Annotated in this window: 14 protein-coding genes; 6 read left to right on the forward strand and 8 right to left on the reverse strand. The window is 64.4% G+C overall.

Annotation, left to right across the window (positions count from 1 at the left end):
• The first annotated feature begins 4 nt into the window (after positions 1 to 4).
• The 3 genes from atpC to aspS all read left to right on the forward strand — a co-directional run bounded on the left by atpC (position 5) and on the right by aspS (position 2,954).
• Positions 5 to 403, forward strand: coding sequence for an ATP synthase F1 subunit epsilon (atpC, locus tag KF708_08125; GenBank protein MBX3412639.1), 399 nt, complete (start codon positions 5 to 7; stop codon positions 401 to 403).
• A gap of 183 nt (positions 404 to 586) precedes the next feature.
• Positions 587 to 925, forward strand: coding sequence for a hypothetical protein (locus tag KF708_08130; protein ID MBX3412640.1), 339 nt, complete (start codon positions 587 to 589; stop codon positions 923 to 925).
• A 241-nt stretch (positions 926 to 1,166) separates the two neighbouring features.
• Positions 1,167 to 2,954: an aspartate--tRNA ligase gene (aspS, locus tag KF708_08135; GenBank protein MBX3412641.1), complete on the forward strand. Its 1,788-nt coding sequence runs from the start codon at positions 1,167 to 1,169 to the stop codon at positions 2,952 to 2,954.
• Positions 2,955 to 3,027: 73 nt separating this feature from the next.
• On the opposite strand, the gene KF708_08140 is transcribed toward aspS, so the two are convergent.
• From KF708_08140 to KF708_08150, 3 genes are all read right to left on the reverse strand, one after another.
• Positions 3,028 to 4,887 (reverse strand): glycosyltransferase family 39 protein, encoded by a 1,860-nt coding sequence (locus KF708_08140; protein ID MBX3412642.1) that lies wholly within the window; start codon positions 4,885 to 4,887, stop codon positions 3,028 to 3,030.
• A gap of 162 nt (positions 4,888 to 5,049) precedes the next feature.
• Entirely contained in the window at positions 5,050 to 7,026 is a 1,977-nt protein-coding gene (locus KF708_08145; protein ID MBX3412643.1) for a hypothetical protein, read from the reverse strand.
• A 380-nt stretch (positions 7,027 to 7,406) separates the two neighbouring features.
• Complete coding sequence (locus KF708_08150) at positions 7,407 to 7,634, reverse strand: hypothetical protein (protein ID MBX3412644.1); 228 nt, start codon at positions 7,632 to 7,634, stop codon at positions 7,407 to 7,409.
• A gap of 447 nt (positions 7,635 to 8,081) precedes the next feature.
• Between KF708_08150 and KF708_08155 the strand changes: the two genes are divergently transcribed.
• The 3 genes from KF708_08155 (at position 8,082) to KF708_08165 (ending at position 13,403) form a co-directional block, all read left to right on the forward strand.
• A complete protein-coding gene (locus KF708_08155) occupies positions 8,082 to 9,080 on the forward strand; it encodes a class I SAM-dependent methyltransferase (protein ID MBX3412645.1) in 999 nt (332 codons plus the stop codon).
• A 101-nt stretch (positions 9,081 to 9,181) separates the two neighbouring features.
• Positions 9,182 to 11,899: a PSD1 domain-containing protein gene (locus KF708_08160; GenBank protein ID MBX3412646.1), complete on the forward strand. Its 2,718-nt coding sequence runs from the start codon at positions 9,182 to 9,184 to the stop codon at positions 11,897 to 11,899.
• Between the two features lie 31 nt (positions 11,900 to 11,930).
• On the forward strand, positions 11,931 to 13,403 hold the full coding sequence (locus KF708_08165; protein MBX3412647.1) for a DUF1501 domain-containing protein: 1,473 nt from the start codon (positions 11,931 to 11,933) through the stop codon (positions 13,401 to 13,403).
• 2 nt (positions 13,404 to 13,405) lie between these two features.
• On the opposite strand, the gene KF708_08170 is transcribed toward KF708_08165, so the two are convergent.
• The 5 genes from KF708_08170 to KF708_08190 all read right to left on the reverse strand — a co-directional run bounded on the left by KF708_08170 (position 13,406) and on the right by KF708_08190 (position 20,664).
• Positions 13,406 to 16,114 (reverse strand): PQQ-dependent sugar dehydrogenase, encoded by a 2,709-nt coding sequence (locus tag KF708_08170; protein ID MBX3412648.1) that lies wholly within the window; start codon positions 16,112 to 16,114, stop codon positions 13,406 to 13,408.
• A 34-nt stretch (positions 16,115 to 16,148) separates the two neighbouring features.
• The gene (locus tag KF708_08175) at positions 16,149 to 17,420 is read right to left on the reverse strand and encodes a hypothetical protein (protein MBX3412649.1); all 1,272 of its coding nucleotides are present in this window, start codon (positions 17,418 to 17,420) and stop codon (positions 16,149 to 16,151) included.
• Between the two features lie 102 nt (positions 17,421 to 17,522).
• Positions 17,523 to 18,359 carry an HAD family phosphatase gene (locus tag KF708_08180; protein MBX3412650.1) on the reverse strand — a complete coding sequence of 279 codons (837 nt, stop codon included), beginning with the start codon at positions 18,357 to 18,359 and terminating at the stop codon, positions 17,523 to 17,525.
• 49 nt (positions 18,360 to 18,408) lie between these two features.
• The gene (locus KF708_08185) at positions 18,409 to 19,614 is read right to left on the reverse strand and encodes an NPCBM/NEW2 domain-containing protein (protein ID MBX3412651.1); all 1,206 of its coding nucleotides are present in this window, start codon (positions 19,612 to 19,614) and stop codon (positions 18,409 to 18,411) included.
• Positions 19,615 to 20,664, reverse strand: coding sequence for a terpene cyclase/mutase family protein (locus KF708_08190; GenBank protein ID MBX3412652.1), 1,050 nt, complete (start codon positions 20,662 to 20,664; stop codon positions 19,615 to 19,617). It lies immediately after the preceding gene.
• Positions 20,665 to 20,701 lie beyond the last annotated feature (37 nt).

Consider the following 20,701-nt stretch of genomic DNA (forward strand, 5'->3'; position numbering starts at 1 on the left):
GGACATGGCGCAGTTGCAAGTCATCGTCGTCACGCCCGAGACTACCGTCCGCGAGGCCACGGCAAGCTTTGTCGCCTTGCCCCTCTACGACGGCGAGATCGGGATCGCGCCGAGCCACAGCCCCATGATCGGGCGACTGGGCTACGGCGAGATGCGTCTCGAGGTCGAGGGGCGAACCGAGCGGTACTACGTCGATGGCGGCTTTGTGCAAGTTGTCGACAACGTCGTCTCGGTACTCACGAATCGCGCCATCCCGGCCGAAAAGCTCGACCCCCAGGCGGCCCAGCAGATGCTCGAATCGGCGCGTCAGCGTCCGGCCAACAGCCCCGAGTTGATGGCCATTCGCGACCGGCTTGTGGCCCAGGCCCGCGCCCAGAAACACGTCGCCGAGAAAGCGTCGTAAACAGAATAGCGCCTCGCGTGGGCGCTTCGCGCCGGTCTAGTTTCGCCAGGTCGGCTTTTCCGCACGCCGTTCCGCGCCCGCGCGTGCGGTTCGCGCGCTTTCCGTTCACTCCCAGTGCGCTGGAGTGCCGAAAGAACTTCATGTTCTTTCCCGATTCAGGCGATTTTCGGAAGCGGCACGCTCGTGACTCAACTCATCGATCTTGAATCGCTCGGCACGCAGCAGGACCACGATGCGTCCTTCCTCATCGACGAACAGTTCGACGCACTGGCTGCCGAGTTGGCAGCCCTGATCGTGCCGCCCGCGTGGAACTGCCGGCCGAAGGTAGACAACCCGGCCGGCAAGCCCGCCCGCCCCCCCCTCGCATCCGCCGGCCGTTACAAATTGCCCCAGGCGTACACTCCACCAGCCGCTGGACGGTTGGCGGTCGACCGCGAGCAGTTGCTCGCCGACTTGGACCTGGCGGCTCGCCGCGCCAAACGAGACCGCTGGCTCGCGCAGGTGGTCGCCCTGCCGGCCTGATTGGCCAACCGCTCGTTCGTCGGCAGTGGTCCTTCACGGCCTGCGCCGCGATACTCGGTTTTCTCCGCGAACCGTCGTTCGGCTATCCCGCTCTTCCTGTCCGGCAGACCTTGTGAGAATGGTGCGCGGCCGCCATAACAAGGGCTTTCCGTCGACGAACCAGGGGCTCGCCGTGCCCCGACCGGGAACCGCGCGGCCGGTTCTCGTTTTCTCCTCCGCCGCAGTTCGGGAAGCCCGATTCATGCACACCTATCGCACCCATACGTGCGGTCAACTCCGTGGGGCCGATGTCGGCTCGGTCGTTCGCCTCTCCGGCTGGGTCCACAAGAAGCGCGACCACGGCGGCATCATCTTCCTCGATCTGCGCGATCACTACGGTTTGACGCAGCTCGTGCTCACGCCCGAGAATCCCTACCACGGGCTGGCCGGCGATCTCTCGCGCGAGTCGGTCGTCACAGCGACGGGGCGCGTCGTCCAGCGTTCCGCCGAGACGGTGAACCCGGCGCTACCCACTGGCGAGGTCGAGATCTTCGTCGACGAGTTGAAGCTCGACAGCCCGGCCGCCCCCCTGCCCTTCCTGGTGGCCGAGGAGCAAGAAACGCCCGAGTCGACGCGGCTCACCTACCGCTATCTCGACCTGCGCCGCTCGCGGATGCACGAGAAGATCCTGTTCCGCGCGCAGATCATCGCCAGCCTGCGCCGCCGCATGATCGACCTGGGCTTCACCGAGTTCCAAACGCCGATTCTCACCAGCAGCTCGCCCGAGGGAGCACGCGACTACCTGGTGCCCAGCCGCCTCCATCCCGGCAAGTTCTACGCCCTGCCACAGGCGCCGCAGCAGTTCAAGCAATTGTTGATGGTGTCGGGTTTCGATCGCTATTTTCAGATCGCCCCCTGCTTCCGCGACGAAGACGCCCGCGCCGATCGCTCGCCCGGCGAGTTCTATCAGCTCGATCTCGAGATGTCGTTCGTCGAGCAGGACGATGTCTTCGCCGCGGTCGAGACGGTGATGTACGGCGTCTTCACCGAGTTCAGCAACTTCAAGATCAACGAGCCCCCGTTCCAGCGGCTCACCTATCGCGACTCGATGCTGCGTTATGGCAACGACAAACCCGACTTGCGCTTCGGCCTCGAGATTCAAGACGTCTCCGAGATCTTCGGCCGCTCGAGCTTCCGCATCTTCCGCAGCGCCGTCGAACAAGGGAGCGTCGTGCGGATGATCGCCGTACACGACGTGGGGGATCGCCCGCGCAGCTTCTTCGACGGGCTCGAACGCTTCATCAAGGAACTGGGAGGCCGCGGTCTGGCCTGGATGGTGGTGACCGAAGAAGGAGGCCGTGGCTCGATCGCCTCGGCCGTCTCGAAGGAAACGCTGGAAGAGTTGAAGACGGCCGCCGAGGCCAAGGTCGGCACCGCCCTGTTCTTCGTCGCCGATGCCGAGGCCACCGCTGCCAACCTGGCGGGCAAGCTGCGCACGGAGCTCGCCGATCAGCTCGACCTGCGCGAGAAGGACACGTTCCGCTTCTGCTGGATCGTCGACTATCCGATGTACGAGCTCGACGAGGAGACGGGCCAGCCACAATTCTCGCACAACCCGTTCTCGATGCCCCAGGGTGGGCTCGAAGCGCTCGAGACGAAGCCGCCGCTCGAGATCCTCGCCTATCAGTACGACCTGGTCTGCAACGGCGTCGAGCTGTCGAGCGGCGCCATCCGGAACCATCGCCCCGACATCATGTACAAGGCCTTCGAGATCGCCGGCTACGACCACTCGGTGGTCGACAACAAGTTCCCGGCCATGATCAACGCCTTCAAGTACGGGGCGCCACCGCACGGTGGCATCGCACCGGGCGTGGATCGCATGGTGATGTTGCTGGCCGGCGAGCCGAACATCCGCGAGGTCATCACGTTCCCCATGAGCCAGAACGGCCAGGATCTGATGATGGGTGCGCCGAGCGAAGTGACCCAGCCACAGCTCGACATCCTGGGCATCAAGCTGGTCAAGCCGATCCTGCCCAAGGCGAAAACGTAAATCACGAGCCGAAGTTACATTGCACGCGGCCCTGCGTGCTTGGCTTCGGCCGGGCAATCCGGCGACTTGCCTGCTAGAGTTGCTCGACGCCCGAGAGAACCTCGTCCCCCTCGTCGACAGGTTGGCCGAGATAGGGTGGGACATTGTTCGGGGCAACGGCCGGCTGGAACCGTTCGTACAGAGTCAACCGTTGCCGCACGTCGCGCGCCAGCGAGGTGTTGCCCGTCGCCACGGCCAGCGCGATGGACTTCTTCGCGGCGCCTACGGCGTCGCTATAGCGCCCCACCGAGGCGTACGCGGCCCCCATGACGTCGAGCAACACGGGATCCTCGACCTGTTCGATCGGGCCTAACTGGTCGATCCAAGCCACCGCCTCGGCGCCGTTGCGTTCGCTGGGTTCGGGCGAAGTGGCGAGTATCCAGGCGAGATTCGCCGTAGCCGCGTGTATGTGCGTCGCCGGCCAGATCGAAAGCGCCCAACGGTAGTGCTGCACGGCACGCGCCCGATCGCCGCGTTCCTGATAACGAAGGCCCAACGTGCTATGTACCTGCGCGTAGTTCCGATACGTCAACAAGTGCATCGCCTGGGTATCGATCGGACGATTTGTATAAAAGCCCACCACCGCGGCCAGCGCCAGCCCGCTCCACTGCGTGCGGAACATGCCCGCGAAGCCCGCCTCCCGCGCCGATTGCACGATTCCCACCACCCCCGCTGCCGCGAAGAGCAGCAGGTACGGCAGCATCGGCACGCGATAGCGGGCGAAGATGAAAAACAACGTCACCGACAGAGCCAGCGCCGCGAGCGAGCCGTAGAGGATCCACAACCGGCGCCAGTCGTGTCGCGACGCCCAAAGGCCCAGCACCGCCAAGGGGCACAAGACACCAAAGTGCAACAGCCGCGCTGACCACTTCAACAGTCGCGAGTGATCGGCGAAGGCATCGATCGATTCGGTATCCCCAATCGAGGCCGCGTTCCACAACAGCCCCCATTTCTTCCCTGTCAGCCGCAGCCAATCGCTGGGATGCGCGCTGATGTACCCCCACGAACGGCGCAGCCAGTACGACGAGATCTCGCTCGACGAGAGCGGGCCCCCTGCCGCTTCCTCGGCCAACTCGCGGGCGTCGATCGGTTCGAACTGCGGGTCTCCTCGCCCGGGCCGCAACGGCACATACTCGCCCGTCGCGTGCTCGTTGTTGCCGATGAAGAAATTCTGACCGAGCCCCGAAGAGTTCACGACGAACTCGCCGCCGATCGCATAGTTGCGTATCGCCGCCGGCGCCAGGGCCACGCACAGCCCCGCGACAAACACGCCGATCCATCTCGAGCGTCGTGCGCGAGACTCTCCTCCAAACGACGCCCAGAGCCACAGAGCGACTAGCGGAACCAACACCCGCGCGTTCTCACGATTCAAGATCAAGAGCCCCAGGGTCAGGCCAGCCGCCAGAGGCCACCACCACGCCGCGCGGGCCAGGTGAGCGCCGAGCAGCCCCACGAGCAGGGTCGTCAGCCACAGGTCCAATACCGGCTTCTGCACGAGTGCGTCGGAAAAAATCGCATCGGGCGAACAGGCCAGCAACAAGCCCGCCACAAAACCGGTTCTCAGATCGAAGAAGTTTCTTCCGGCCCAAACCAGCAAGCTGCACGACGTCGCCCCCAGCATCACCTGCCAGAGGCGCAGCAGCCACACGTCGTGGCCGACGATCGTGAAGAACGAGCCCATGAAATAGGGATAGAGCGGCGCCTGCCAGAAGACCTCGTTACCGCCGCTCCAATCCCCCGCCATGATGCGGCGCGCCCAGGCGTCGTAGCTGCGCGCATCGCCAATCAGCACGCCCAAGAATGCCGAGTCGCGCAGCTCCCACAGATAGATGCCCCGCACGGCCAGCGCTAGGCAGAACACCGCCAATGCCCCCCGCCACGTGCTACCAAGCAACCACCAGTCGTTTGGCGAAACAGACTCGGCCGGCAGGGCGAGCGGCGCCGCGGAACCAGTTTTATTCGAAGATGGCACGCCGCAAGGCCCCAGCGATGGCAAACCTGGATCAGAAAGGTCCTCTCCACAATAACCGGCCCGGGGGCTACGACAAACGGCCTATCAAGCCGCCTCATCGACGAGGGCCTTTCGCACGCCGTACGCCCGTTCGACCAGCCGCTCGATCCTGCGCTCGACCGCCATGCGCGCCCGCTCGTCGGCCGCCTGAACCGCCCTTGCCGCGTCGAAGGGGAACTCGGCCAGTTGCGGCTGGACCTCATTCCAGCGAGCGGGGAGCGGAATCTTGTTCAAGAAATACTGGTCGAAGTGCATCGTGCGAATCGCCTTGTTGTAGACCACCGCATACACGTACCAGTTCACCAGTCGCGAATGGAGCAGCGCCAGCACGGCGCGCAGGTCGAGCCCCTCTTCTCGCGCGACGAGATTATTCACCGTATCGAGCGTCACCTGCCCCGCGCCATCGAAGGCCCCGATCAAGCGAATGTGAGGCCTGGGACGCATCACGTGCGCAATGATGTTCTGAAAAAGAAGCTTTTCTTGCCCAAAGGGGATGTCATCGAAAGCCGCCTGTTCAGGCAGATATCCGCTCACGCTCCGCGTGCGCCATCGCGCCAGATCGCGTCCCCCCAGCACGGGCACTCTCCCCTTCTCCTGCAACTGACGCTGCAGCGGCAGTCCGCGAAACGTGCGGCAAAGGTCACCCAGCGAAAGCTCGGACCGCTCGAGATGCGCCAATAGTCGGCGCTCGGCGGGACGTAGCGAGCAGAGGATCGCCCCCGCACGCCGCGAATCGCGGCGCGAGGCTCGATGTACGTGGCAGAACTTTCCGCCCGTATACTCGCCGCCGCGGAACGTGCCGGCAGGCTGGTCGAGTGGCCGCCAGCCGAGCAGAACTTGCTCGAGCAAGACCTCGGGCCACGCGCGGCTCACATCGAGACAATACTCGAGCCGTCCGTACAAACGCTCGCGCAAGCGGCGCCAGGCAAAGCTGTACGTCAGCGGCTTCGGCACGACCAGCCCCAAGTACCCCTGCGGCGCCGCGAGCTCCTCCGCCAGGCTGACGAATCCCACCACGCTATCCGAGTTATGTCGCATCTGCGGCCAGCGCCGGACCAGCGCTTTTCGGAGTCGCGCGTCTCGCACGGCGCCATAGGGCGGATTTCCGATGACGGCCTGAAAACCACGGGCGCCGGTCGACTGAGGCGAAGCGAACACCTCGCCGAACGCGGCACGCCAGTCGAGCATCGCGGTTTTCTCGAGGCCTGCGCAGGCTTCCTCCACCAGGGCATTCCCCTGCCGAATATGCTCCGCGAGCCAACTCGCTTTGAGTGTCGGCGCCGCGATCGCCAGCCAGATGCGAGCTCGCGCAAGCTCTGCCGCCAGCGGTTCGAGATCGACACCAAACAAACAATGGTGAGCGATGAACCAACGCAGTAGCGTCCTTGTTTCTAGCTTCGACGCTGCTTGGGTAGCGATGCCACACGCAGCCAGATGCTCGACGAGATCCGCCCGAATTCTCCGCTCCCCTGCCCCTCCCAGCATGGCGGCGATTTCCGCCTGCAGAAACTCGAGCGTGCCGAGCAGAAAATCCCCGCCCCCGCACGCGGGATCGACCACGCGAAATGTCGCCAGCACCGCAAGCGTGTCTCGCGAACGAGGCGCTGTAAGATCGGCGATGTTCATCGCGCCGGCACAGGCTTCCCAATGTTCGCGCCAGGCGTTGCCCACTGTCTCGCGCACCATGTAGTCGATCAGCGGCGCCGGTGTGAAATAGGACCCCGCCGCGCGGCGGTTCGTTCGATCGACGATCAGGCGCGGAGACGATGTCCGGCCCGGCAGCTCGAAGCGCCGTTCCTGCAACTGCTGAAACAACTCGGCGAGGACGCGAGTCTCAGTGGGGGTGTGCCCCACGCCCGCGATGGCCGCACGCCATTGGTCGAGCGCGTCGCTACGTATCATTTCGTCGACCAGGCGCGGCCTGCCGTGGGAACAGGTGACACCCCCCGGCTCGTCGGCAAAAAAGGCAGGGCCATTGGCCCCGGTGAACTGAGCGAAGCCCACCCGTAGTAAAGTCCGCATCGAGGTCGACCAAAGCCAGCCCGCATCTACGGACGGGCCGGCGCGCCGCCTGCCCTTCGCTCCCCCGACCTGCGATCTGGCGATCTCAGCCAGCGCAGTCTCGGCGGCAGGCAGCAGCTCGCCGAGCATGACGTGCGGGGCGCGATCGGTCCCCCGGCGTTTCGAGGTTCGAGTACGAACGGTCGCCAAGAAATCCCTTTCTGGCCGTGGGCCTGTCGTCGGCAGCCGGCACTTTCGCCCGCGAGCAGAATACCTGCCGACCAGCGCGAACCTCGCCAGGCCCGGCCGCGTCACTCATCTTGGTCGCAAGGGTACGGTCGGTGGTGATATTCCCTCCCTCCCGGGTGGAAGATCGCCGATGCTTCCCCAAGGAGGCCATCCTACTGGGCGATCGGGCATTCGCCAACGAACGCGACGACGCCTTGTGCGTCCGGAACGCTCGTGGTCGCGAAATCGCGCTTGACCGCCAGACTAGAACCGCCATACGATTCGACGTGTGTGAGTGCCGGTGCGAACGTGGCTCCGGCCGGACTACTTGCCGCGCGGGCCGTCAGACTGGACTGATCGGTGGCACGGCGTGGCTCCGGCAGAAAGGAGGTGATCCGCATGTGTAGTGGTATCCAGAGGTGGCTCGCCTAGCGGCAGCCGACGGGCTGCTATCTGGCCCGCGACGATTCGCTCGCCGCGACCGGGTCCGTCAAGGCAGCCAACCTTCCCGCATAGGGTAGAGACCGGCCGTGGATAACTCCGCGGCCGGTTTCTTTTTTGGTCACATTCGTTCGCCTGCAATCATGCGCTTATTCCCGACGGCGCATGTAGAAAGCCGGGTTCCGCTTCCCAACCGGGAAGGGTGGTAACAGACGGAACACTAATTCGCACTGGTCGGCACTGATGGTTGATTAGTGCGAATCAGTGCCGATTAGTGTTCCTTCCCTCGTCGCCCCGGATGCGGAACGCGTGGGAATGCTAACAGCGACTTACTTCAAATCGACATAGAATTTGCAGCCTCGGCCGAAAGTGGTAAGATGAGCCCACCTACTGGAGGGCCACTCATCATGGCTGCCTCTCGGCTCGAATCTCTAGTCGCCGCACCCCCGACGTGCGAACCACACGCCGCGCCGGTTCGCTCCTCATCTACTCCACGGACGACGGTCGCCTGTTACGACTTCTGGGATCGCGTCTTTCGCTGCGCCGGCGTGCTCGACTACACCGAAGGATTCTACGACGGCGATCCAACCCGTCCGTACGAGCAAGCACAACTCGCGCAGCTCGACTACCTGCTCGACGCCGTCGGCTGCCAGGCGGGCTCGCGCATCCTCGATATCGGCTGCGGCAACGGTGAACTCGTCGCGCGTGCTTGCGCACGGGGCGCCTTTGCCACGGGAGTGACCATCTCCCCCCATCAGGTGCGACATTGCCGAAACCGCGGCCTCGACGTTCATCTGCTGAACTATCACGATCTCCCCGCCGCGTGGAACGGCTGCTTCGATGCCGTGGTGCTCAATGGCCCGATCGAGCACTTCGTTCAGGCCGAAGAGGCCGCCGCCGGGCGCGCCGACGCGATCTATCACGAACTATTCGGCATCTGTCACCGTGTGCTCGATCCTTCATCAACGAGCCGACGCGTGATCAACACCACGATCCACTTCGACCGCTTCGCGAGCGATCCGACCGACGCCATGCGCAGCCCCTGGTCGTACCGCTGGTTCTCCGACAAGTTTCACTACTCCCTGCTGGTCCGCGGCTTCGGCGGCCACTATCCGCATCTCGGTCAGTTCGAGCGCTGCGCGCAGCCCTATTTTCAACTCGCCGCCGAACGCGACGCCACGTACGACTACCACCTCACGAGTGAAGAGTGGCTGCGCCACGGCATGCGATCGCTGTTCAGTCCCAGCCAATGGGGACGACTGCTGCCATTCGCCCTGCGGCATCCGCTCCATTCGACGACGATGATGTTCCTGCTGCTGGTCTCGCAATCGTGGAACTGGCAATTCCGCGGAGAACGCCCGCCGATGAAGCATCTGTGGCAGACCTGGGCCTACCAGCCCACGTAAGACCTTGCGCCATAATACACTGTGGCAAAACCGTTTCTTGCGTGGCTGCGGAGCGGGCTTTATCATGTCGACAGGGTAGCAACGTGCGAGCACGGCCGAGCATGATATGGATTCTGCGACAACTCGTGGCCTGCGCGCTGGGCGTATCCCTTGGCTGGACGACTACGGCCTCGGCCGCTGAAATCGACTACGCTCGCCACGTGAAGCCCGTGCTCCAGGCACGCTGCTACGCCTGCCATGGGGCCCTGAAGCAAGAATCGGGGCTCCGGCTCGACACCGTCGAGTTTGCCCGCCGCGGCGGTGACAGCGGCGCGGCCATCGAGCCAGGCGACGCCGCCGCCAGTCTGCTCGTCGAGCGAATCTCGGCCGACGACGCCAGCCTGCGCATGCCCCCGGAGGGAGAGCCCTTGTCGGCCGCGCAGATTGACGTGATTCGCGACTGGATTGCCGCCGGCGCCCCGGCCCCGTCCGATGAGAAACCAGAACGAGATCCGAGCGATCATTGGGCCTTCAAGCCGCCGGTCCCCCCTGCTCTGCCCACCGCCATCAACGCCGACTGGGTGCGTACGCCGATCGATGCCTTCATCTCGGCCGAGCACGTGTCGCGCGGACTGACGCCCCAGCCCCCCGCCGACAAACGTCTCTGGCTACGCCGCGTGACGCTCGATTTGATCGGTCTGCCCCCGACGGCCGACGAGCAGGGGGCGTTCCTCGCCGACGACTCGGCGGACGCCTATGAGAAGGTGGTCGAACGTCTGCTCGCCAGCCCGCACTATGGCGAACGCTGGGGTCGCCACTGGATGGACATCTGGCGCTACAGCGACTGGTGGGGACTGGGAGCCGAGGTGCGCAATTCTCAAAAGCACATCTGGCACTGGCGCGACTGGATCATCGAGTCGCTCAATGCCGATCTCGGCTACGACGAAATGCTCCGGCAGATGCTCGCCGCTGACGAGCTCTATCCGAACGATCTCGAGCGGCTGCGCGCCGGCGGCTTCCTGGCCCGGCAATACTTCAAGTTCAATCGCACGAGCTGGCTCGACGAGACGATCGAGCACACCTCGAAAGCGATGCTCGGGCTGACCTTCAACTGCGCGAAGTGCCACGACCACAAGTACGACCCCATCAGCCACGAAGACTACTATCGCCTGCGGGCCGTCTTCGAACCGCACCAGATTCGCACCGAGCAGGTGGCCGGCGAACTCGACTTCGAGCGCGACGGCATCCCCCGCGCGTTCGACTGCAACCTCGAAGCAGTGACGCACATTCACGTGCGCGGCGACGATCGCACGCCAGATACCAGCCGCGCGATCGAGCCTGGCATTCCCAGCTTCCTGCCACAGGCCGATTGGCACATCGAAGCGGTCTCGCTTCCCGCCGAATCGTATGCGCCGGGCCTGCGTCCCTACATTCTCGAAGGGCAACTCCAGGCGGCCGATAAGAAGATCGCCGAGGCACGCGCCAGCATCGAGCTCGTTCGGGCCGAATTAAACAAGTCGGAAGAAGCCGCTCGGCTAGCCACGACGAGCGGCATGGAGCCTTCGGCCGAAGTGTTGCAAGGCGTCGCTCATGCCCAGTGGGCGATGGCTGCCGCCGAGAAATCGCGGACGGCGACCGAGGCCGTCATTCCGTCTCTGCAAGCGCGAGCTGCCGCGGATCGCGCCCGGTTCGCTGAACCTCCTGCGGAAAATGCTGCCGCGCTCGCTAGGGCTGCGGTGGCGGCCGAGCGTGCGCTGGCCATTGCCACGGCTGCGGAAGCGGTCGCCAAAGCAGAGCTTGCCCACGCCCAGGCCGCTGAAGACAAGAAGGCCGCCGAGGAAAAACTGAACGCAGCCCGCCAGGCGTTCGAGAACGCCCAGAAACTCGCCGCCGAGTCGAGCGAGGAATATACGCCGCTTCCAGGTGCGTTGAAGACCCTTGAATCGAACTTGGAAGATGAACAGTCTCGCCAAAAGCCCTTTCCGCGCACGAGCACGGGGCGCCGCACGGCACTTGCTCGCTGGCTTACTGATCCGGCGAATCCGCTTCCCGCACGCGTGGCGATGAATCATCTCTGGTCGAGACATCTCGGCCGGCCGCTCGTCGCCACGGTGTTCGACTTCGGCCGCAACGGCGCCGCCCCCAGCCATCCCGAACTGCTCGACTGGCTCGCCGTGGAATTCATCGAACACGGCTGGAGCATGAAGCACATGCACCGGATGATCGTCCTGTCGAATACCTATCGCATGAACTCTTCCGCGGCCGGCGCCACTGAAGAGAATCTCGCGCGAGATGAGGAAAACAAGTTCTATTGGCGCGCGAATCCCGTGCGGATGGAGGCGCAATCGGTGCGCGATAGCCTGCTGCACCTGGCGGGCGAGCTCGATCAGACGCTCGGCGGGCCGAGCATCCCCACCCAGGACGAAACGTCGCGCCGTCGCAGCATCTATTTCATCCAGTCTCACAACGACCACCAGACGTTCCTCGAAACGTTCGACGACGCCATGGTCCGCGAATGTTATCGTCGCTCGGAAAGCATCGTGCCGCAGCAGGCCCTGGCGTTGGCCAACAGTCCGCTGGCCGCCGGCATGGCCGGCAAGATTGCCGCGCGACTGAATGCCGCGTCTCCCGAGCAATCGGACGAGGACTTCGCTCGAGCAGCTTTTGTCTTGATCCTGGCCGAAGAACCAACCGCCGACGAGTTGTCTGTCTGTCGCGAGGCGCTCGCCGCCCTCGTGTCGGCGGCCACCGCCCAGAATCATTCGAACCCCAGCGTGCAGGCGCGCACCAATCTGGTCCACGCGCTGTTGAACCACAACGACTTTGTCACGGTGCGCTGACCGGCACCCCTCTGACACGACGATACCAACCATGACCCGTTCTCACCATCATCGCGGTTGCACCGGTATCCACCGGCGCACGTTTCTGGCCGATCTGGGCATGGGATTCACGGGTATGGCGCTCGGAGCAATGCTCTCGCAGGATGGCATCGTTCGTGCCGCCGAGGCCTCTGGCTGGCGACCTCCCGACGGTCGCCCCCACTTCGCCCCCCGGGCGCAGAGCGTCATCTGGCTTTTCATGAATGGCGGCGTCTCGCACATGGAGAGCTTCGATCCCAAGCCGGCGCTGGATCAGTATGCCGGCAAGACGATCGATGAAACCCCCTTTGCCGACGTGCAGAACCCCGAGCGGCTGAAGCTGGCCCGGGTCACCGTCATCAATGACGCCAATGGCCAGCAGCGCAATAAGCTCTACCCATTGCAAGTGGGCTTCCGCAAGTACGGACAATGCGGCGTCGAGCTGAGCGACTGGGTGCCCCACGTCGGCGCGCATGCCGACGATATCTGCTTTCTGCGCTCGATCTACACCACCGACGACAATCACGGCGCGCAGACGCAGTTTCACTCGGGCCGTCACATGCTCGACGGCGAGTATCCGAACCTCGGCGCCTGGGTACACTATGGCCTTGGTTCGGTGAACGACAATCTGCCGCAGTACATCTCGCTGGGAAATCGCGAGTATTGGAACAAAAAAGACGGCCACTATCTGGGGCCGGCACACGATGCCGTCCCGATCCGCGTCGACCCGGCCAACCCGCTCGAATTCGGCCAGTTGGCCGAGGGGATCTCGCGCGAGGAACAACGCATTCAGTTCGACCTCGTCGATCGTCTGAACCAACTGCAGGCGATCGAGTACCCGCACGATCCGGCCCTCGCCGCGCGGATCCAATCGTACGAGCTGGCTTTCCGCATGCAGACCTCGGTCCCTAACGTGCTCGACTTCGACCAGGAAAGCGCCGAGACGCAGCAGCTCTACGGCCTCGACGATCCGGCCACGAAAGAGTTCGGTATGCAGATGCTCGCCTGCCGGCGTTTCGTCGAGCAAGGGGTGCGCTTCGTGCAGGTTCAGCACGGCGCCGGGGGGGCCGGCGTCTGGGACGCCCACGGTGGGCTCAAGGCCAACCACGAGAAGAACTTCCGCGCCGTCGACAAGCCGATCGGCGGTCTGCTGACCGATCTCAAACGCCGTGGGCTGCTCGACTCGACGCTCGTGATCTTCGCCAGCGAGTTCGGTCGCACGCCGGGCTCGCAGAACGGCGACGGCCGCGACCACCACATCTATGGCTTCTCGGTCTGGATGGCCGGCGGCGGCATCAAGGGGGGCATCACGCACGGCGCGACCGACGAGATCGGCTTCCACGCCGTCGAGCATCCTCACTACGTGACCGACATCCACGCCACGATCCTGCACCAACTCGGGCTCGACTCGCGACGCCTCGAAGTGCCTGGGCGCAAACGGCTCGATATCGATCACGGCCAGGTGATCCGTGATATTCTGGCGTAGCGTTAGTCGGTTGCTTTTGGCTCGGCGCTCGCGGCGGGCGACTGACCGAGATACGCCAGCAGATCGAGCACTTCTTCCAACGTCAGCACGTTGAGCATGCCGGCCGGCATGTTCGAGATCTCCGCAAGTCCCCTCGCCACGATCGTCGCTTTTTTCACGCTCACCACGTCGGCGTCTCCGGCGCCGGTGCGCAGGACGACGTGGAGTTCGGTTTCCTGCTCGATGCGCCCGGTGTGCCGTAGTCCCTCGTCGGTTTCGATCACCGTGGCGGCGTACGCCTCGGGAATAACCTTCGACGGATGCACGATCGATTCGAGCACCTGCGCCGGCGTCTGACGGCGTGCCAAATCGGTCAGGTCTGGCCCGACGGTCCCGCGTGCCGTGCCCAGCCGGTGGCACTGCGCGCAGCCGATCTCGGCGAACAGGCGTTCGCCCGACTCGCGCGAGCGTGGCTCGGCGAGCTTTACCAGCTCGGGCGTCAGCTCGTCCAACGTCCAGTCGCGAACGAACGTTCGTTTCGGCTTCAACTCGGCGATCCAATCGCGAAACAGCTCGACGGCTCGCTGGTCGACGCGCGCCACCACAAGCGGCGGCATCTGACCACGGCCGCGGTGCGAGAGGCGATGCAACAGCACCGATTGCTCGGGGTGCCCGGGTGCGACGAGCATGGCGTTGGCCATGCCAAACGTATCGTGTTGTGGCCGCGCCTCGATCAGGTTGGTCGCGTCGGCCGCCGTCGCGAATCCCAGCTCCATCCGCGCGTTGCCACCCCCGGCCGCCACGTGGCAGGCCGCGCAATTGGCATGCAGGTACGAACGCGCGCGGGCCTTGAGCAGCGCAGTACGATCGTATGGGTCGACCAAATGCGCGAGCTCCGCCGCCGGCTTCGGCAGCGCGTCTTGAAAGAGTCCCCCGCGAGCAAACCGCTCCAGTTGATTCTCGCCGGTGCGATCCTCACCCGCCGGGCGGTTCATCTGCACCTCGCTCAACCCCAAGACGTAGTTCGCGGCGCGCGAATGGCAGGCCAGACACTCCGTGCGGCCGGGAAATCGCCACACGATCTGCGACGACTCACCCGGTATCTCTTCCTCGCAAATTATCAACGTCTGCTTGGCGCCGTTCTTGTCCACCAACTCGGCATCGGACTGCGCTTCGTTCCAGCGATACGAGTAGCCCGTCCATTCGTTCTGCCGCCGGACGAGCAAACGCGTCTCGATGCGACGCGGCTCGCACTTGTCATTCTCGGCGCAGGGCAGACTCAGCGTCTGCACCAGGACCGCTCCATTCTCGAAGTTCCAGCCCCCGGTTGCTGTATAGGCGATCTTCGTCTCGCCATCGAGCGCCAGAAAGCGCGCGGCGCTGGCGCCGTCGGCCCAGGCCGGCGCGTTGACTTCATAGGGAATCGCGCCCGGCGCTGGCCGATGCTCGGTTACCGAAGTGAAAAGCCCTGTCTCACTGAGCCTGGTTGGAAATGGCGTCCCTTCGATGGTTGTCACCTGAGGCACGAGCCGATAGATGCCGCCACCATGATCGACGACGAGCAGCTCGCCGCGCTGATCGACGCGGAACGCCGCAATCTGCAGCGTCGTATCGGCCAGCTCGCGCCATTCGAGCAGCGTGTCGCCATCGTGCCTGGCGCCCCAGATCTTGCCGGTCGAGTAGTCACCGTAGACGTAGACGCCATCGAGTTCTGGCAGCGCGTGCCCGTAATACACGACGCCCCCCGTCAGCGAACGGAACTCCGAATGGGGATGTTCGATCGTCGGCGGCACAATGGGGGCGGGGCCGCGCTGGCGGTGTAGATAGAAAGGATGGCTCCCTTCGTAGACGCTCCAGCCGCAATTATCGCCGCGGCAAATCAGGTGCGCGGTCTCCCACTGATCCTGACCGTTGTTCCCCACCCAGACGTGGCCGGTTCGTTCGTCGACGCACATGCGCCAGGGATTGCGCAGCCCGATGGCCCACAGTTCGCGGCGTGCCCCCTCGATGCCGAGAAAGGGATTGTCCACGGGAATCGAGTAGGCGCAATCCTCGGCCGTGTGATCGACGTCGATGCGCAGCACGGCCCCCAGCAAGTTGCCGACATCCTGTCCGCTGTCGAACGTATCGGAATCGCTCGTGCCATCTCCTGATGTGATGTAAAGCATCCCGTCCAGACCAAACGCCAGATCGCCCCCATCGTGGCCGGCCGATTCCCATTCGAGCAGCGGCAGTTCCGTCGCTGGATCGATCGTCAGTGGCGATCGCGACGTGGCGGTGAAGCGCGAGATGCGATTCGCGCGGTCTGGCTGGTCCCAGGGTCCGTTCGAGAAGACATACACGTAACCGTTCTCTTGAAAGCGAGGATGAAACGTCAGCCCATAGATGAGCCGCCGATCCATCTCGAGCACCGGATCCATTTGCGCCGTCTCGGGATCGTCGACGAGGCGTACGATCTTCGCCGGCCGGTCCGCCTCGCCCCCTTGCAGGATTGCGACCAGCTCCTGCGTTCCGGGCACAGGCGCGAGATAGATCGGCGCCTTCCATTCGATCTTGGCGAACGTGCGCTCGACCGTGTAGGGGGGCGGTGGTTCCGGCGAACCGGTCAGTCGTGTGTTGTGCCACAACACACGGTTGGCCGCCGGCGTAGCCGCTACGTCAGCCTCTTGCGCGAACGAGCCTGTCCCCCAGGTCGACCCGAGCGCAAGCGCGCAGGCAAGTTGCCACGCCATCCACCATGCTCGAACCTGCAATCGCATCACCGGGCTAACTCTGCCAGAAGGTCGATTCGCGCGGCGACTGGTACTTCACGGCGAGATGGGGCGTGTCGAGCCGCTGCTGTCCCGTGCCGAGCGATTTCATGCCCGCCGCCACGAGGCCTGAAGTCAGCAACGTGCGTTCGACAGGCAATGGCGTCTTGCCCGTCAGGAACGTCTCTTCCACCTTCGACATCAGCGCGGCCGAATAGACGACATTCGGATTCGGCGGCAGATAGAACAACGTGGAAAGGGGATCTTCCTGACCCGCAATGCGCGCCGCAAAGGTGAAATCGCCGACCAGGCCGTTCATCAGCAGCATGGTCGCGCGCAATCCGTCATTGTACTCGAAGCGATACGTCACCGGCTCCTCGACCCAGCTCTTGATCTGCTCGACCGTGGGATAGCGATCGCTGAATGTCTCGGGTTGGGCCAGCGTCTGCGTGCGCGAGAGGCAGGCCTCAAACAGTTTCGGATCCCACCCTCCTTGGTCCCAACTGCCTGCGACGAGCGCGTCCCACACCGCCGGCCCACGCAGGGCCTGCATGTTCGCCACGCCGGTCTCACCGCCGCGTCGGCGTTCGGCCATACACTGCAAGACTTCGAGCGCGTGAAAGTCGTAGCTGTCGACCGCCCCCATCGCGACGCACATGATCTCGTCCAATTGCGCGCCGAAGGGCAAATCGATCGAGGGCATGCGCCACGTCACGGGTAGCGAAGAGCCGGCGATCAAGGGAAAGCCAAGCGATCGGGACGTCTCGACCATCTCCTTGGCCCAATCCCAATTCCACGACAGGTGCTTGTCGTTGAACACGGGCACGGCGCGGCCCTCTTGCCGAAAGACGTCGGTCACCTGCTTGAAGAACTCGTAACGAGGATACTTCTTCTGTCCCAGCTCGTTGTCGGGATAGTTGCCATGCTCGCCGATGATGAGCACCCCGTCGACGGCCAGCTTGTTGCCTCCGGCCCGCACCGCCTCGGCGATCGTGGGATAGATCTTGAAGCCGAATTCCTTGGCGCGGCTGCGGCTGAGGTCGTTCTCCGGAAACTGGTCGACGTAGGCCGCCACCACCTCGAAAGGCGGATGATGCCACGCCCCTTCGCGCGGATAGCCCACGAGAAACCGCTCGGCCATGTGCCAGGCGTGTGAATGATAGCGCCACTCCGTGGTGACGACGGCCAATTTGCGACGAGCACCTCCCGTGGCATCATCGGCACGCAAGAGCGTGGCGCCGGCCAATCCGGCGCCGAGCGTACCCAAAAAGTTCCGCCGAGTGAGCATCGTTCCACACCCTCGAAGATTCACTAGGAAAATAGCGGCGCGCGGCCGCTCCAAATAGGCCATGCCGCCGCGCCGATAGCAAGCAAAAAGCGTGGTGGCGGTCTAAATGCCCAACCATTCGACCACGGCGAGTAGCCCATCGTCGTCGTGGCGGGGAGCCACGCGGTCGGCGGCGGCCTTCACTTCGTCGAGGGCATTGCCCATGGCCACCCCGAGGCCCGCCGCGCGAATCATGGGGAGGTCGTTGACGTCGTCGCCGACGGCGCAGATCTCCGCGTCGGCGATGCCCCATTCGCGGGCCAGTCGCTCGATGCCCGACCACTTCGTGATGCCAATTCCCGCGATTTCGCACATGTAGCCGCGATAGCGCGGGCTGCGCAGCACGTGCGTGTAGAGCCGCTCGGGTAGCGCCGCCTGTAACTGCCGCTCGAGCAGTAGCATCTCATCGCGCGTTCCCATGGCACACAGGGCGAAGATGCCCGGCGGCGGATCGGCCACAAGACTCGGCGACACGCGCTCGTAGCCGTCGTTCAAGTCGAGGAACTCCGCCAGCTCGGGCGACTTGGGCCGTCGATGCCGGCAATAGAAATCGAACTCCTCGGCGTGCGTGTCGGCGTACAGGATCGGATCGTAGCCCGCCCGATCAACGTGCGCGAGCACCGCCCCCAGCAGGTCACGATCGAGCGTCGCCTCGAACAGCGTCTGATGGTCGAGGGGCCGCTTGATCAAGGCGCCGCAATTGCACACCAGCGGCGCGTCGAGTTCGAGCGGCGCGACCAGGGGCAACGCACGGCCATAGCGGCGCCCCGTCGCCAGTACGATCCTCACCCCGGCCTCGCGCGCCCTGCGCAATGCTGTCAACGTCGGCCGCGTGAGCTCGTCGCGACTGTTGACGAGCGTTCCATCGATGTCGATCGCGAGCAAGCGGTACTTGGGCATCAGGGTCTCATCGTGCGAAGAATGGTCCGGCCAGGTGGGAAGGGGCGGGCTAGCGAACGAGTCGAGCATGCAGCCAATCGGCGTGGTCGAGCTCGTCCCCCCGATCGGCGAAATCGACGATCAGGCTCAAGCGTTCCGCCCCCGTGATGTCAACCGAGATCGGACGCGGCGGCTCGCCACCCCGGATGACGGGACTGGCGAAGGCCTCTTTGCCATCGGCGAACACGCGGAACACGACGCTGCCCCTCTTGCCGGCACTGTCGTCGAGCGCCAGATCGGCCTCGAACCGGCGCCACGGTTGAGCGAGATCCCAGCTCAATCGCGCCGTGCTGTGCATGCCCACCCCCTTGAGATAGAGCCGGCCGCCGCTGCGTAGCAGGCCCCCCGTGACGGACCGATCGAGCTGGTAGGGCCACTCGAGCTCGAGGAAGGGGAGATGGCGATAGCTGGCCGGCTCGAGATCCGAGAGCCAGGCAACGTTCTCGTGGGAGGGCAAGAGCCAGACGATCTCCTGCTTCTCTACGTGCCACGAAGTCTCGTCGTCAAGCTGTAGCGTGGCGGTCGTTTCGTCGCTGGTAAGCGAAGCCACCTGCAAACGCGTACCATCGGCCAGGCCAACCAGCACGCCGGTCGCGGGCCCATCGGAAGACAAGCGCAAGGCAGGATCGAAGGCCACGGCGGTTACCTTCTCGAGCTCGACGTCGAGCTGGCCGACGTTCGATTCGAATTCGATTCGGTCCGGGGAGAGTTGAACGATCGTCCCTTTCAATTCATCGCCATTGGCCAGAAAAAGACGTTCGGCGTCGGCCTCGGTCGCCGCCAGGGCATGCAGTCGACGATCGCGCTCGATCGCATCGAAACAGGGCTGAAACATCACGCCGGCGACGTGGGAGAGGGGAATCCGAATCGTGGCCGTCCGGCGCATGTCGCTCCACAACAGCGAATCCTCGACTTCGAGCGTTTCGTCGGCCAGCGAGACAGCGCCCGCGACCAGCACGCCCCCGCGATCCAACACCACCTGCACGCCCCGGCCCGATTCGATCGGAGTCCCCCAGGCGATGAACTCGCTTCCCGTGAGGGTGCGGCTTTGCCCCGTGACGTCGAAGACGTAGGTCCCGCCGGCCTCGATACGGCGTAGCGTGGCGGGCGCGCGCGACGCCGCGGTAACGAGCGTCCCTTCGGCAGCCTGGGTGGCGGCGAACGGGGCCGCCAGCGTAGCGAGCAAGAGCAACAGGCTGGCCGCCGGAAATCTCATCTAACGCTGGAAAATTGGGAGATAATTGTTGGGAATCTGCAGCACGATCGAGGCCATCGCGGTGCCATACTCCGAGCAGATCGAATCGACCCAGGAGCCATCGGGGTGCTGCTGCGAGACGAGCTCGTCGCGGATCGCCGGATACCAGCGGGTCCAATGATCGCCCCCGGCATGCCACATCGCCTGCACCGCGTAATAGTGGCCGTAGAAGTAATGACTCTCGCGCTTGAACGATCCGCCGCGCGGAAGTTGCTCCATCAGATACTTGAGCCCCTTGTCGACCTCGGGCCCTTCGTAGATGCCGGCGCTATAAAGTGCGACGACCCCGGCGGCCGAGCGCGGAAAGGCACTGGCCCCGCCTTGAATCATGTACATGAAGCCACCATCGGCATTCTGGCTGCGCTTGACGTAATCGATGCAGCGGACGATCGTCTCGTTGGGCACGCTGATGCCCGCGTTGCGTGCGGCGCGCAGAGCCATCACCTGGCAGATCGTGACCGAGATGTCCGCATCGCGGCGCTGCGGCTGATAGCGCCAGCCCCCTTCGTCGTTCTGCGTCTCGACAATAAGCTGCACCGCCTTCCCCAGCTTCTCGCGCAGCTCGGGACGTTTACTCATGCCATAGGTTTCGGCCAGAAACATCGTGGCGAAACCGTGGCCGTACATCGGCCCGTGACTCGATGCCCCCTCGACGGTAATGAAGCCGCTGTCCTCGGTATGGGCGAGGATAAAGTCGACGCAGCGTTCTGATTCCTTGCCGTAGGGACCACGTCCGGGCGTGCTGCCATTGCCCATGAACGCCATGCCGGCCAGGGCACAGACGGCCACGTTCTTGCTATACCCGCCACTGCCGAACGAACCATCTTCCTGCTGCCGAGACGCCAGGAAGGACAGGCCGGCATCGACGGCCTTGCGCGAAGCGGGCGTGACGAATTGCCCCGCCGTCTGCTCGGGACTTTCAGGCTCTGCCAACACAGGCCGGTTGCCCGCCAGCAAGACCAGCCCCAGCACCGCGCACGCGACCGGGGCACGCACGACATGTCGGAACATGGCTGGCACTCCCTTGGCTCGCAACGACGGTGCAATC

This window comes from Pirellulales bacterium (assembly GCA_019636335.1).
Lineage (GTDB): Bacteria > Planctomycetota > Planctomycetia > Pirellulales > JAEUIK01 > JAHBXR01.